This window comes from Dendronalium phyllosphericum CENA369 (assembly GCF_016056275.1).
GTDB lineage: Bacteria > Cyanobacteriota > Cyanobacteriia > Cyanobacteriales > Nostocaceae > Dendronalium > Dendronalium phyllosphericum.
Window position 1 is genome coordinate 54,425 of record NZ_JAECZA010000006.1, and the last position, 13,332, is coordinate 67,756.

At 41.8% G+C, this 13,332-nt stretch carries 15 protein-coding genes; 13 read left to right on the forward strand and 2 right to left on the reverse strand.

Going from position 1 to position 13,332, the window contains the following annotated elements:
* Positions 1-395 precede the first annotated feature (395 nt).
* Positions 396-1,478 carry a glycosyltransferase family 4 protein gene (locus I8752_RS02955; protein WP_214430838.1) on the forward strand — a complete coding sequence of 361 codons (1,083 nt, stop codon included), beginning with the start codon at positions 396-398 and terminating at the stop codon, positions 1,476-1,478.
* Between the two features lie 431 nt (positions 1,479-1,909).
* Positions 1,910-2,101: a hypothetical protein gene (locus I8752_RS02960; protein WP_214430839.1), complete on the forward strand. Its 192-nt coding sequence runs from the start codon at positions 1,910-1,912 to the stop codon at positions 2,099-2,101.
* A gap of 201 nt (positions 2,102-2,302) precedes the next feature.
* Here the strand turns inward: I8752_RS02960 and I8752_RS02965 are convergent, their stop codons facing one another.
* Complete coding sequence (locus I8752_RS02965) at positions 2,303-2,644, reverse strand: ArsR/SmtB family transcription factor (protein WP_214430840.1); 342 nt, start codon at positions 2,642-2,644, stop codon at positions 2,303-2,305.
* Between the two features lie 80 nt (positions 2,645-2,724).
* On the opposite strand from I8752_RS02965, the gene trxA reads away from it, so the two are divergent.
* The 11 genes from trxA to I8752_RS03020 all read left to right on the forward strand — a co-directional run bounded on the left by trxA (position 2,725) and on the right by I8752_RS03020 (position 12,249).
* Positions 2,725-3,051 (forward strand): thioredoxin, encoded by a 327-nt coding sequence (gene trxA, locus I8752_RS02970; RefSeq protein ID WP_214430841.1) that lies wholly within the window; start codon positions 2,725-2,727, stop codon positions 3,049-3,051.
* Between the two features lie 317 nt (positions 3,052-3,368).
* Positions 3,369-4,103: an SDR family oxidoreductase gene (locus tag I8752_RS02975; protein ID WP_214430842.1), complete on the forward strand. Its 735-nt coding sequence runs from the start codon at positions 3,369-3,371 to the stop codon at positions 4,101-4,103.
* Positions 4,104-4,530: 427 nt separating this feature from the next.
* Positions 4,531-5,625, forward strand: coding sequence for an alkene reductase (locus I8752_RS02980; RefSeq protein ID WP_214430843.1), 1,095 nt, complete (start codon positions 4,531-4,533; stop codon positions 5,623-5,625).
* Between the two features lie 131 nt (positions 5,626-5,756).
* Positions 5,757-6,422, forward strand: coding sequence for a nitroreductase family protein (locus tag I8752_RS02985; RefSeq protein ID WP_214430844.1), 666 nt, complete (start codon positions 5,757-5,759; stop codon positions 6,420-6,422).
* Between the two features lie 91 nt (positions 6,423-6,513).
* The gene (locus I8752_RS02990) at positions 6,514-8,013 is read left to right on the forward strand and encodes an MFS transporter (protein WP_318780807.1); all 1,500 of its coding nucleotides are present in this window, start codon (positions 6,514-6,516) and stop codon (positions 8,011-8,013) included.
* A gap of 104 nt (positions 8,014-8,117) precedes the next feature.
* Positions 8,118-8,807, forward strand: coding sequence for an SDR family NAD(P)-dependent oxidoreductase (locus I8752_RS02995; protein ID WP_214430845.1), 690 nt, complete (start codon positions 8,118-8,120; stop codon positions 8,805-8,807).
* Positions 8,808-8,871: 64 nt separating this feature from the next.
* Positions 8,872-9,219, forward strand: a complete 348-nt coding sequence (locus tag I8752_RS03000) for a cupin domain-containing protein (RefSeq protein ID WP_214430846.1) — start codon at positions 8,872-8,874, stop codon at positions 9,217-9,219.
* A gap of 28 nt (positions 9,220-9,247) precedes the next feature.
* Positions 9,248-9,946 (forward strand): glutathione binding-like protein, encoded by a 699-nt coding sequence (locus I8752_RS03005; RefSeq protein ID WP_214430847.1) that lies wholly within the window; start codon positions 9,248-9,250, stop codon positions 9,944-9,946.
* A gap of 332 nt (positions 9,947-10,278) precedes the next feature.
* Positions 10,279-11,163, forward strand: a complete 885-nt coding sequence (locus I8752_RS03010) for a hypothetical protein (RefSeq protein ID WP_214430848.1) — start codon at positions 10,279-10,281, stop codon at positions 11,161-11,163.
* Positions 11,164-11,414: 251 nt separating this feature from the next.
* The gene (locus I8752_RS37140; protein ID WP_225895405.1) at positions 11,415-11,597 is read left to right on the forward strand and encodes a hypothetical protein; all 183 of its coding nucleotides are present in this window, start codon (positions 11,415-11,417) and stop codon (positions 11,595-11,597) included.
* Between the two features lie 160 nt (positions 11,598-11,757).
* Entirely contained in the window at positions 11,758-12,249 is a 492-nt protein-coding gene (locus I8752_RS03020) for an orange carotenoid protein N-terminal domain-containing protein (protein ID WP_214430849.1), read from the forward strand.
* A 161-nt stretch (positions 12,250-12,410) separates the two neighbouring features.
* Here I8752_RS03020 and I8752_RS03025 read toward each other — a convergent pair whose 3' ends face one another.
* Positions 12,411-13,124, reverse strand: a complete 714-nt coding sequence (locus I8752_RS03025) for a chromophore lyase CpcT/CpeT (RefSeq protein ID WP_214430850.1) — start codon at positions 13,122-13,124, stop codon at positions 12,411-12,413.
* Positions 13,125-13,332: the final 208 nt, after the last annotated feature.

The following is a 13,332-nucleotide window of genomic DNA, read 5'->3' on the forward strand; positions in this document are numbered from 1 at the left end:
AATTAGTCGAACAAATTCTACTTTAAGGAATAATAAAAATTATTTATTTAGGTAGATAAATGTTTTAAAAGTAAAAGTATATGATGTGTGAGGGATTCTTTCCAAAGAGTTAGCGTTCCAAGTGAGTTTCTAGTGCAAAGTTATTTACAATTTCTCTTGAAACAAAAAACAAACACTGCTAACGCAACCGACGGAAATCGAGCTTGTCTGCGACTGCCTCACGGCTACGCTTACAAGGCTTGCAGACTTTGATATTGGGTACTAGCTGATGTGCAACAAAACTTGGGAGGAGTTAAAGCTTCTTCCGAATTTTTGATGAGCAAAAACCCCACACCATTATCCTAGTTTTCAGTCAAGAGTCTCTTTTACATCTTATTTTTGTTAGGAGGTTTGTAATGCGAATTGCTCAAGTGGCTCCTTTATTTGAGAGAGTACCCCCTCCAGCTTATGGGGGTACAGAGTTAGTAGTAAGCTTATTAACTGATGAATTAGTCCGGCGCGGACACGAAGTTACACTCTTTGCATCGGGTGATTCTATCAGTTTGGCAAAATTAGTATCAGTTCATCCCCGTGCCTTAAGACTCGATCCCAGCGTCAAAGAATACGGTATGTATGAGATGCTGCAATTAGGCTCCGTCTATCAAAAAGCAGAAGAGTTTGATATTATTCACTCTCACATGGGCTGTGCGGCATTACCTTATGCAAATCTCGTGAAAACACCTACAGTTCATACTTTGCATGGTATTTTCACCCCTGACAATGAAAAAGTGTTTCAATATGCCAAGCATCAATCTTTTATCAGTATTTCAGATACACAGCGGGAACCGAGATTAGGGCTAAACTATGTATCAACCGTTTACAACGGAATTGATGTTAGTAGTTACAAATTTTATGCCCAACCAAACGAGTTACCATATCTAGCATTTTTGGGTAGAATATCTCCAGAGAAAGGAACACATTTAGCGATCGCCATTGCAAAACAAGCAGGTTGGCATTTAAAAATAGCTGGTAAGATAGATGCGGTTGATGTGGAATATTACGAGCAGGAAATCAAACCCCACATTGACGGCAAACAAATTGAATATCTTGGTGAAGCAAACCACGAACAAAAAAATGCCCTGATGGGAGGTGCAGTAGCTACTTTGTTCCCCATCACTTGGCGAGAACCATTTGGATTGGTGATGGTAGAATCGATGGCATCAGGTACGCCAGTTATTGCCATGAAACTGGGGTCTACTACCGAAGTAATTGCACATGGAAAAACGGGTTTTCTGTGCAACAGTGTTGAAGATTTCGTCAGTGCTATTGACAAAGTGACCGAGTTAGACCGCACCACTTGCCGGAAATATGTTGAAAGCCGTTTTAGTATGCAAAGAATGGCCGATGGTTATGAAGCAGCTTATCAGCAAATTATCCAAAAACGATTTGCTAGTAACGGGCATGTACGCAGTGCTGCTGCTGCAATTAGTCGCATTTAGATGGAAAGTTTTGGTTGACTTTTTTGATAATTGTGGCTAAAAATTCTGTCCGCCAAACTTTTGGATAGTTTTTCACCACGGTCATAAAATTTGGGAAGTTAAAAATGACTCATTAGCAAAAATAACTACAGAATAGGGTAGAAAATTTCAAAGCCCATCAGTAATACTTAGAAGTTATAGATAACTTTCTAAGTATTACGTCTTTCAAAGCCATCATTCAATTTCAGAACTGAAAATGCAGCTTGAAGTTTGTTCTCAAAATTTTAGAAATATCAACCCAAAAGTAATTTAGTTTAGTAACTACTTTTGCTGCGGATTAGCTGGTTAAATTAAGACACTAAAGAATGAAAAATAATTTCTACTTTTAGATACAGGTCAATTTATAAATTAGCTAGTGAAGTTAAAACTAGAAGTTACCACAGGCGAAAAACATGAATAAGACACTATTAACAATTGTGATGTTTGCGTTCTTACTCTTGTTCCTTATCTCTCCTTTTGCAAGTCTCACAGGTTTAATGCTTGTGATGTTAATTGCGGGGTTTTTCGTATTAATAGGAAATGTGTTGCAAGCAATTATTGGTGGCAAAGTAAATTCTAACAGTGTTCTGTACAGACGCGATTAACCCTTGTCTGTACAATGGTCAGTTGTCAGTTGTTAGAAAGCAAAAGGCAAAAGCCAAGAGTCATAAGTTATTTCTGCCCCCTGCTCCTCTGCCCTTCTGCTCCTCTGCTCTTCTGCCCCCCTGCTCCTCTGCCCTTCTGCCCCCCTGCTCCTCTGCTCCTCTGCTCCTCTGCCCTTCTGCCCCTCTGCTCCCCTGCTCCTACTAACGACTGTTAACTGTTGATTGGTGACAAACAAGCAATGGTTGAGCCGATCGCAACACCGCATCCAACAGTCCGGGAAACAGCGCCTCTAAATCTTCATGTCGTAACTGATTAATGTGTAGTGTCCCCTCTTTATGAGTCAAGACTACCCCCGACTCTCGTAAAATTTTGAAATGATTGGACATGGTAGATTTGGCGATCGCAAAATCAAAGTTGGCACAGCACTGCTCGCCCTTGGTCGCCAATAAGCGGACAATCTCTAGCCGCACCGGGTCGCCTAACGCATACAGCACTCCTGGCAAAGATATGTCTTTTCGGTCTGGATGATATAAGAATCTCATAGTTGCATTATCTCTTAAAATGACGTATATTTTACTTATTCGATATTATCGAATAATAGAATTAAATCAGGAGGGCTATTATGTCATCCGTTACAAACGTCACAGAAGCCACATTTAAACCAGAAGTCCTGGAAAGTGAAATTCCAGTATTAGTGGATTTTTGGGCCCCTTGGTGCGGGCCGTGTCGAATGGTAGCTCCGGTTGTAGATGAAGTTGCTGCCGAATACCAAGGACAAGTGAAAGTGGTGAAGCTGAATACAGATCAAAATCCCACTATTGCCAGTCATTATGGAATTCGCAGCATTCCCACGCTGATGGTATTTAAGGGGGGAAGACAAGTTGATACAGTCGTGGGAGCAGTGCCAAAAACCACCTTGACTAAGACTCTAGCACAGCATATTCGCTAAAGTTAATAGCTTGGGGTGGGCTTTGCTCGCCCCTAGTTTGTGAAGAACTGGGGAGCAGGGGGAGATGAGGAGGATGAGGGAGACAAGATAAAGTCAAAAGTCAAAAGGCAAAAGAGAACTGATGAAATTTTGAGATTCAATTCTTAATTCTTTACTTTTTACTTTTACTTTTTGACTTACTCCTACCTTCTGCCTCCAGCAAAGCTGACAACAGACCATTGTACAGACAAGGGTTAATCGCGTCTCTACTGACCACTGACTATTGACATTGATTAAGCTCGAAATCAACTCAACCACCAAAAATACAGGGAAGTAATATGTCAGACGATTTAAAAGGCAAAGTTGCGCTAATTACAGGTGCAAACAAAGGTATCGGGTATGAAATCGCACGCCAACTTGGTTCTAGAGGCGCTACTGTTCTAATTGGTGCAAGAGATATAGAACGTGGTGAAGAAGCGTCGAATAAACTGCGTTCGAGTCAAATCGATGCAAAAGCAGTTCAGCTGAATGTCACCGCACAACAAACAATAGACTCTACCGCTCAACAAATCGAACGTGAATTTGGAAAGCTTGATATCCTTGTCAACAATGCTGGAATTGCAATAGACCGAGTTCCACCAAGTCAACTCGATATTGAAAAACTGCGAGAGACTTATGAAACGAATGTATTTGGTGTATTTGCAGTTACGAAAGCAATGTTGCCACTGTTAAAGAAGTCAACAGCAGGACGAATAGTCAATATATCGAGTGGTTTAGGTTCGCTGACGCAAAACTCCGATCCTAATTATGAGTTTGCTGAGATGAAGTTACTTGCTTATAACTCATCAAAGACAGCAGTAAATGCGCTCACAATTTTGTTTGCTGGTGAGTTAAAAGATACACCAATAAAAGTTAATGCGGCTGACCCTGGTTTCACTGCAACAGATATTAATCAACACCGAGGTTATCGCACTGTTGAGCAGGGGGCAACAGCAGCCATTAAACTTGCAACTCTACCTAATGATGGTTTTAGTGGAGGTTTTTTTGACGAGAATGGGGTGGTTCCTTGGTAAAGGACTGAATGGCACGCTTGTAAACGTGAAACCTCGTCTGGGCAGGGTGTTGGGGGTAGGGTGTGGGGTGTAGGGAAAAATCAAGAAAAGTAAATATGAGTACGGACACAAATAAATCTCTGACTCACTACACCCAACACCCAACACCCCACACCCGCTCATCCTTATGAATAGTGGATTTGCCGATAACAAGCGTGCCATTCGGTAAAGGACTGAATTTTTTAGCAGCCGCAACTAATGGTGCTGCTTTGGATGTAGATAGTGGCGTTATCTAGTAGGAGAAGGCAAAAGTAAAAAGTAAAAAGTAAAAAGAAAGAAGTCTCATACCACAAGCTTTTTGCCTACTTCAAATGAGTGGTTTATTTACGCCGTGTTGTACTAGTCAATTATTTAAACAAATTTTGCACGTTTATTTGGAGATTTAATCATGACCAGTGATATCAGCCTATTTTCTCCTTACCAATTGGGTAACCTGGAACTACCCAACCGGATAGTGATGGCTCCCTTAACTCGAAATAGGGCGGGGCAGGGAAATGTACCGCACCAACTTAATGCCACCTACTACGCTCAACGCGCTTCCGCTGGACTGATTATTGCTGAAGCAACTCAGGTTACTCCGGAAGGGCAAGGGTATCCTTATACACCAGGGATTCATTCCCCAGAACAGATAGCTGGATGGAAGTTAGTAACTGATACTGTCCATCAGCAAGGAGGGCGAATTTATCTGCAACTGTGGCATGTAGGTAGAATTTCCCACCCAGATTTGCAACCCAATGGGGCGTTACCTGTAGCTCCTTCGGCCATTGCTCCTAAAGGTGAGGCATCAACCTATGATGGGCACAAACCTTTTGTTACCCCTCGTGCTTTGGAAACCTCAGAAATACCGGGGATAGTAGAAAAGTATCGTCAAGGTGCTGCCAATGCTTTAGCGGCTGGATTTGATGGAGTAGAAATTCACGCAGCTAATGGTTATTTAATTGACCAGTTTCTCCGAGATGGCACGAATCAGCGCTCAGATAAGTATGGAGGTTCTATTGAGAATCGGGCGCGATTCTTATTAGAAGTAACTGAGGCAGTCACTAGTGTATGGGGTGCAAAACAAGTGGGTGTACGCCTTTCTCCGAGTGGGACATTTAACGATATGCGTGACTCTAATCCTCTAGAAACTTTTGGTTATGCTGCTCAAGCACTGAACGAGTTTGATTTAGCTTATCTACATATCTTTGAAGCTACAGACGCAGATATCAAATATGGTGGAACAGTCGTACCAACCAGTCATTTGCGCGATCGCTTTACAGGTACGCTCATCGTGAATGGCGGTTATAACCGTGAAAAAGGTAATACCGTACTAGCAAACAAAGCAGCAGATTTAGTTGCCTTTGGGACTCTATTTATCTCAAATCCCGATTTACCACAACGTTTAGCTGTGAATGCACCATTGAATGAGCCAGACCAAACAACCTTTTATGGCGGGGGAGAAAAAGGATATATAGACTATCCATTTTGGTCGGTTGCTTCGTAATTGGTAGTGAAGGGGCGCAAGAACTTACACGCAAACTCAAATTTAATCTGAGTTTCCTACTTGCATATTTAGCTTTATTTTGGATAATTGGCATGGATTAGTTACTGGTCAAATTTAAATAGGAGAATCTCATGAGTTCTGTCACCCAAATTCAACCTTTAGATGTACCCAGTGCGATCGCCCAGCGTCGGTCGATCAAAATTTTTAAAACAGACCCCATCGCCCCAGAACTGCTTAAGCAACTTGTAGAGTTAACTGTAGCTGCACCCAGCAGTTATAACATCCAGGATTGGCAAATCATCCTGATTCAAGATGAAGCGCAAAAGGCAGCACTAGCAGCAGCAGCATGGAATCAACAGCAAATTGTTCAAGCACCTGTCACCTTTGTCTTTGCCGCCGATGCAACAGTAGGGGAAAAAGACTTGACCCCAATTCTTGAGCAAGGACTCCAGACAGGAGCATGGAATGAAGGCACTGTGAATTACTTTAGAACTGCCGTTCCGCAATTTCATGCAACGTTGGGAGATAAGCGACGGGAATATGCCATTAAAGATGCCATGATTGCTGCCACTCATTTGGTCTTAGCAGCAGAAAGTTTGGGTTTGTCTACTTGCTTTATGAATGGTTGGCTTGAAGAAAAAGTCAAAGAAGTGATTGGAGCAGCGGATAATCCAGATTTAGCGATCGCTGTTGTCGTCCCCGTTGGCTATGCAGCAGAACCACGCTTGAATCCCGGTCGTTTGCCATTCTCCTATAACGTCTCTGTAGACAAAATAGGTAATGCCTATAAAGCTTAGTCTGAGATCGGGAGATGAGGGAGATGGGAGACACAAAGAAGCCTCAGAACTTGAAGTTTAGAGTTTAGAGCTTGAAGTTTCAGCATCAAAGGTGCAAACCTCAGCATTAAAGGTGCAAACGCCAGCATCAAAGGTGCAAACGCCAGCATCAAAGGTGCAAACCTCAGCATTAAAGGTGCAAACGTCTACTTCAAAAGCTCAAACATCAGCATCAAAAGTGCAAACTTTTACTTCCTCATCTCCCTCATCTCCCTTGTCCTCCCAGTCCCCAATCCCCAGTCCCCATATGTCCCTAGCCTCCTTTCTGGCGCGTCGTTCGTTTCATTACGGTTGGCTCATCGCTGGGTTAACATTTCTCGCTTTGCTCGTAGCAGCGGGAATTCGCTCGGCTCCCGGAGTACTAATCGTACCTCTAGAAAAAGAGTTCGGCTGGAGTAGAGCCACTATCTCGCTGGCAATCTCAGTAAACTTGATACTCTACGGATTAATCGGCCCTTTCGCCGCTACGCTCATGGAGCGGATTGGTATTCGCCGGACGATGGTTTTTGCACTTGCATTTATCGCTATTGGCGTTGGCTGCACCACCTTCATGTCAGCTTCTTGGCAGCTAGTTTTACTGTGGGGCATTGTTGTTGGCATTGGTAGCGGAGTTATCGCCTTAGTTTTGGGTGCTATTGTTGTCAATCGCTGGTTTTTTGAGCAGCGGGGTTTGATTCTCGGTGTTCTGACTGCCAGTACAGCCACCGGACAACTTGTGTTTCTGCCAATATTGGCATCGATAACCGATCGCTTCGGATGGCGAACTGCTGCTCTCGGTCTCACTGGCGCAGCATTGCTAATTATTCCTGCGATCGCTTTATTCATGCGCGATCGTCCTGCATCAATTGGTTTGCGACCCTTTGGCGATAAAAGTGAAACGGTAGAAGTAGCACAACCCAAAGTGAATTCTATCGCCTCAACTCTCAGCGCCCTCTGGCTGGGGATGCGTACTCGTGATTTTTGGTTTTTATTTGGTAGCTTTTTTATCTGTGGGGCAAGTACAAATGGTCTGATTGGTACGCATTTGATTCCTGCCTGCATAGATCATGGGATTCCCGAAGTCCGAGCCGCTAGCCTTTTGGCAATCATGGGTATATTTGATTTTGTTGGGACAACTGTCTCCGGTTGGTTATCTGACCGCTGGAATAATCGTTACCTGCTGTGTTGGTACTACGGACTACGGGGTTTATCATTGATTTTCTTACCCTTTAGTTTCCACTTTTCGTTTTATGGACTTTCTGCCTTTGCAATTTTTTACGGGCTTGACTGGATAGCTACTGTACCACCTACAGTCCGCCTCACTGCAAACGCGTTTGGCAAAGAAAATGTCGGCGTTATGTTCGGTTGGATAGTTGCAGGGCATCAAATAGGTGCGGCTACCGCAGCATTTGGAGCTGGAGCTTTGAGAACTTGGTCAGGCAGTTATCTCCAGGCATTTATCTTATCGGGTATTTTATGCTTGATAGCAGCAGTCTTAGTCCTGCGGATTGGAGGCAGCGGGGTAGGGGAGCAGGGAGCAGGGAGTTGGGGGAAAATAACTCTTAACAACTGACAACTGACCACTGACAACTGACAACTGACAACTGACAACTGACAACTGACCACTGACCACTGACAACTGACCACTGACAACTGACTTACGAACCGGATAAATCTATGCCAACAACAGCTTTAATTGTCGGAGCAGGTAGTGGACTAAGTGCTTCTTTGGCTCGCCTCTTTGCGAAAGAGGGAATGAGTATTGCTTTAGCTGCTCGCCAAGTTGAGAAACTGACTCATCTTAGCAGTGAAATTGGCGCGGTCAGTTTTGCCACCGATGTCTCCAAACCAGACGAAGTACAGCAACTATTTATTGATGTAGAAAATAAACTGGGTTCGCCGAATGTCGTAGTGTACAACCCCAGCTATCGAGTGCAGGGGCCGCTTGTGGATCTAGACCCAAGTGAAGTAGCGAAAACTTTAGATATAACTGCCTACGGTGGCTTTTTGGTTGCTCAAGCTGCGGCGAAGAGGATGTTGCAACAGGGCAGCGGTGCTATCTTCTTTACCGGAGCTTCAGCAAGTGTGAAGGGTTACGCTCGATCTGCACCCTTTGCAATGGGGAAATTTGCGCTGCGTGGTTTAGCTCAAAGTATTGCTAGGGAATTAGCACCAAAGAATATTCACATAGCACATTTTGTTATTGATGGTGGTATTCGTTCAGCAGTACGCCCAGACCCAGCAGACAATCCCGATAGTACTCTAGACCCGGATGCGATCGCTCAAACTTATCTCAGCATCCTCCGCCAACCCCGCAGTGCTTGGACATGGGAAGTAGAACTGCGTCCGTGGGTCGAGCATTTTTAGCAAAGTGTCAGTTGTCAGTAGTCAGTTGTCAGGAGTTAGCAGGCAGGAAGCACAAGGTAAGAAAATGATACTTAAATCTGAGACATTAGCACCTTTTAATTTTGAAGGCTTGTCTATTCTCGATTTTACTGCTGGACTAAACACAAGTTCTTCTGTTGCTCGTATCTCTGTATTGCCTAATACATATCATCGTCAAGCATGGTCTAAACGCTCAGACAAATACTACTATGTCTTGTCTGGTCAGCTTAATTTTATACTTGACGAGCAAGAGAACATTCTGAAAGCAGGTGATTTATGTATAGTTGCTCAAGGGCAAAAGTTCTCCTATGTGAATAGGACAAATCAACCAGTAGAAATCTTGCTAATTCACACTCCAGATTTTGATATCAACGCAGAAGTTTTTGAAAAGTAACTGTAAAACTATTTAGGAGAAATAACCCATGATTGACCTTTACTATTGGACAACTCCAAACGGTCATAAAATTACCATATTTCTAGAAGAAGTCAGTTTACCTTACAAAATCATTCCTATAAATATTGGTGCTGGCGAACAGTTTCAGCTTGAGTTTCTTAAGGTTTCTCCTAACAATCGCATCCCAGCAATTGTTGACCGCGAACCAGTAAATGGAGATGCACCTATTTCCGTCTTTGAGTCTGGTGCAATCTTGTTGTATCTAGCAGAAAAAACTGGAAAATTGATTCCTCAAGATGTGGCAAGTCGCGCTGAAGTCCTTCAATGGTTGTTCTGGCAAATGGCAGGTCTAGGGCCAATGGCAGGACAGAATCACCACTTTAGCAGCTATGCTCCCGAAAAGATTGAATATGCTATAAACCGTTATGTAAATGAGACGGGACGTTTATATGCAGTGCTAGATAAGCGACTAGCAGATAGAGAGTTTGTTGCTGGCGATTATTCCATCGCGGACATTGCTGCCTATCCTTGGATTGTTCCTTATGAGCGCCAAAGCCAGAAGTTAGAGAATTTTCCCAATCTGAAGCGCTGGTTTGAGACAATTCAGGCTCGTCCTGCAACAATTCGCGCCTACCAGAAGGCAGAAGAATTCAAAAATCAAACGCTGGATATCGAAAAGTCACGCAATTTGTTATTTAATCAATCGGCCAATACAATTCAGCGTTAAACCTGAAAGCAGTTTTCATTTATAAAGAATTATGTCGAGATTGCTTGTAACAATAAAAGACAACTTGGTATAAGATCCTTACCTTAATTTGTTGAACTGATACCTTGTTGCTTTCTGTAGTTTATTTAGGGGATACGGCGAGCGCCTATCTTTAGTCTAAATATTAGTTATTTAGCCTTAGGTATTTTTATGCTTATTTGTATCCCCTAAACTATTACAATTAATTTAATGGCAATATAACTAGTGTGTCACATATTTACAGGTGTGAGCTTGATATCAACTCCTCACTAGCTTGCTGAAAAAATTAATTACATGGCAACAAAATTACAGTAATGATGAACAAATTTAAATACTTTTCTCTGTTATTTTTATATGTAGTTCTGATGGACGGAACGACTATAAATATCTCTGCCCAAGCTGCCGAAAGTAGAGTTTTAGTAATAGCTGAAAACGAATCTCTCAGCCAATCAGATATTGATAAAGTTATCGCTTTTTACGAATGGGCATTTACGGCAAAATTCACTCAAGAACAGCGTAATCAATATCAATCAATAAAATTAAATGAGTTTCGCAAAAACCCAGCAGAAACTAAAAAAAGCATTGAAAATATAATTTCCAATTATACACAAGTTCTTGCTAAGAATGAAGAGGAACAAAACCGAGTGCGGCAGGCATTTAATGGAAATTTTGTCGGGCAATTACGAAATTTACCAAATGATGCAGAAGCCAAACTTTTACTGTCTGTTTACAACAGCGCACACGTAGGCGAAACCACTTCAAATAATGCGGATGATTCATCTGGCAATGTTGGAGATATTTCGTCTTTAGTTGGAAAATGGGTCTGGACGCATACCGGAAACAGTTCTTACAGCACAAGTGGCGCATATACGGGATCGAATGGTTCGCGTTTCACTTATCAATTTCTGCCGAACGGAACGGTTGAATTCACAGGAATTATGAACGTAATGAACGGTAGCTGCAACCAGCAAATTTTCCAATCTCGAAAAGGAAAAGTCAATCTGAGCGGCAGTACGATGACAATTAATTGGTCTCCAGCAACTTTCACTCGTGATTTTTCGTGCGATAGAGCTAACAACTACACGAAAACTTTGCCTGCCGAAAACGAAACTTATCAGGTGAAATTTAAAACCGATCTGGGTCAGAAACAGCTTTGTCTAACGGCTAAAGACGAAACCTGTTACAGTCCGACAAACTAAAGTGAATGACAATTTTTAAGAAGTAGAAAAGACAACTAGGGGTTTGTTTGGTATTACGCACAAAGATTATCTGTTGAGACTGGGTGTAGGGGGTAAGGGTTTTGAACACCCCTACACCCTTATACCCTTGCACCCCGATCCAAACGCTTGATTTTTCGTCTTCATGCATAAGTCCTATGTGATTGACCTACTGTTGCACATTATTGCTGAGGAGTTTCATGTTGGTGTTGAGAGTGCTGCGGTGAATTGTCTTGGACTACACAATTCCTTATGGATTGTTTCAGTTAGTCTACGGTCTGCTAGGCGATCGCATCATTCCAGAATTGGCTGCTGTTTATCCCTTTAAGTATTTTCATGGGATTGAGCTTTTATATTTTGTACTATCAATAACAAAACAACTGTATATTGAAATCTCTCTATTGAATGATAATTAACATTATAAATATTTGTAACTTTAGACTACGCCTCACCCAATTTTTATTGCTAATAATTCTTCTTTCTGATTTGAATACCTATGTCTTCAGTGGGGTAAAACACCGAAGATATGTTTGTTACTGTTTTCATTGAAGTTTATTAATCGTAACCAAGTTTTTTATGTCTTATACTCAAACCGGCGATCCAACTATCCGCGAACATGTTGAAGCATGGCAAAAATTGGATGTAGACCAACAGTTGGGTTTGTTCTGGTTTATTTACAAAGAAATGGGTGGCGCTATTACACCAGCCGCGCCTGGTGCTAGTACCGTTTCCCCTGAAATTGCAGAAGGCTTATTCAATCAGGTTAAAGAACTATCTCACGAGGAGCAGTTAAAAGTCCAGCGCGACTTGATTCAGAAAGTTGATTCGCAACTTAGCCGTCAATATGGCTCTTTGAGTGAAACTACAAAGCTACTATTTTGGTATCGTTTAGCTCAAGGTATGGATAGCGGTAGTGTGATTCCTGTACCTTCTGAATATCAGCTTTCCTCAGAAGGCAATACATTGTTGAACAAAATTAAGCAATTAGAGTTTGAGCAACAGATAACTCTTTTCCGTGATTATGTAGCGCCAATGGGTACTGAAGCGAAAGCAGGTGCTGAAATTTAAATAATACTTTGTCTTTACTAAAAGTTACTAATAGCTTTTGTAACTATAGCCGTCACCCATACAGGGTGACGACTATTATATAAAATATTTTAATTTGGTAGCATATCTCATTAAGTTGCTGTGCATTTAAATTATGTATGGGAATTTTCCAAGATTGACTATTAGCATTTTTTATTTTTCATTTTTACTGAAATTACCTTACTTGTACCCCAGATACCAATAGCTAACAATCCTAATGTCAAAGAAGGTTCGGGGATAGAATAAACTCGGCGAAACTCAATCGGCGTGGCGAAAAGTAAATTGCCGTTCGCTGTAAAAATCTTGTCTAAAGAATCGATTTCTATTTTTGAGACAGTTACACTAGAAACCACCTTACCACCAGAACTTGTCGGACAGCCATTAGGGGCGTTATTCCCAATATAGTCAGTTGATTGCCAGAAGAGTTCGAGGTTACAACTTGTTCCTAGAACTTTGCTAGAGTCAATAACCTGTTCAGACTCAGGTCGATTGCATAATCCACTTACAGGATAGCTGCTATCAAAAGCACGAATACTGAGATTTACTGCTGAATTTCCTTGGCTAAAGGAATAAAGACGGAAGCGATTAATACTTTTTTGTTCGAGATAAATATTCTGTATTCCAATTACCGGGTTAGCATCAGTCAATTGCACGCTACAGCTTGACAAAGTAATGAGTGGTATAGAAGGGTTGCTAGCTACCTGTTGAGAATTGTCGAATAAACCAGTAAACCACTGTGCTACTTGCTTGACTTGAGTTTCAAGTGGCGGTACGGTAATGGCAGTAGCGCGGTTTGCTTGAGCAAGTGTAAATCCTGATAGTATGACTGTCAAAGCATATACTTTGAGTAGATTCATAATTTCATGAAACCTCTTCAATGCCAAGGTCTTTTATAAAACAACAGTTTTTTGGCTACTAACGCTTCTTTGGTATTTTAATGAATTTATCTCTGAATCTGTAATTAAGCAATAGGCTGAGGATGCTCGGCATTAACAGATTGTAGTAGTGCAATCGCAAAATTACCTGCGGTATCAAATTACTACCACAAATCCAAATAGCCCAATT

Bases quoted from the DNA above. Each gene is read 5' to 3' on its own strand.
- I8752_RS02955 (WP_214430838.1), top strand. From the start codon at position 396: ATGCGAATTGCTCAAGTGGCTCCTTTATTTGAGAGAGTACCCCCTCCA.
- I8752_RS02960 (WP_214430839.1), top strand. From the start codon at position 1,910: ATGAATAAGACACTATTAACAATTGTGATGTTTGCGTTCTTACTCTTG.
- I8752_RS02965 (WP_214430840.1), bottom strand. From the start codon at position 2,644: ATGAGATTCTTATATCATCCAGACCGAAAAGACATATCTTTGCCAGGA.
- trxA (WP_214430841.1), top strand. From the start codon at position 2,725: ATGTCATCCGTTACAAACGTCACAGAAGCCACATTTAAACCAGAAGTC.
- I8752_RS02975 (WP_214430842.1), top strand. From the start codon at position 3,369: ATGTCAGACGATTTAAAAGGCAAAGTTGCGCTAATTACAGGTGCAAAC.
- I8752_RS02980 (WP_214430843.1), top strand. From the start codon at position 4,531: ATGACCAGTGATATCAGCCTATTTTCTCCTTACCAATTGGGTAACCTG.
- I8752_RS02985 (WP_214430844.1), top strand. From the start codon at position 5,757: ATGAGTTCTGTCACCCAAATTCAACCTTTAGATGTACCCAGTGCGATC.
- I8752_RS02995 (WP_214430845.1), top strand. From the start codon at position 8,118: ATGCCAACAACAGCTTTAATTGTCGGAGCAGGTAGTGGACTAAGTGCT.
- I8752_RS03000 (WP_214430846.1), top strand. From the start codon at position 8,872: ATGATACTTAAATCTGAGACATTAGCACCTTTTAATTTTGAAGGCTTG.
- I8752_RS03005 (WP_214430847.1), top strand. From the start codon at position 9,248: ATGATTGACCTTTACTATTGGACAACTCCAAACGGTCATAAAATTACC.
- I8752_RS03010 (WP_214430848.1), top strand. From the start codon at position 10,279: ATGATGAACAAATTTAAATACTTTTCTCTGTTATTTTTATATGTAGTT.
- I8752_RS03020 (WP_214430849.1), top strand. From the start codon at position 11,758: ATGTCTTATACTCAAACCGGCGATCCAACTATCCGCGAACATGTTGAA.
- I8752_RS03025 (WP_214430850.1), bottom strand. From the start codon at position 13,124: ATGAATCTACTCAAAGTATATGCTTTGACAGTCATACTATCAGGATTT.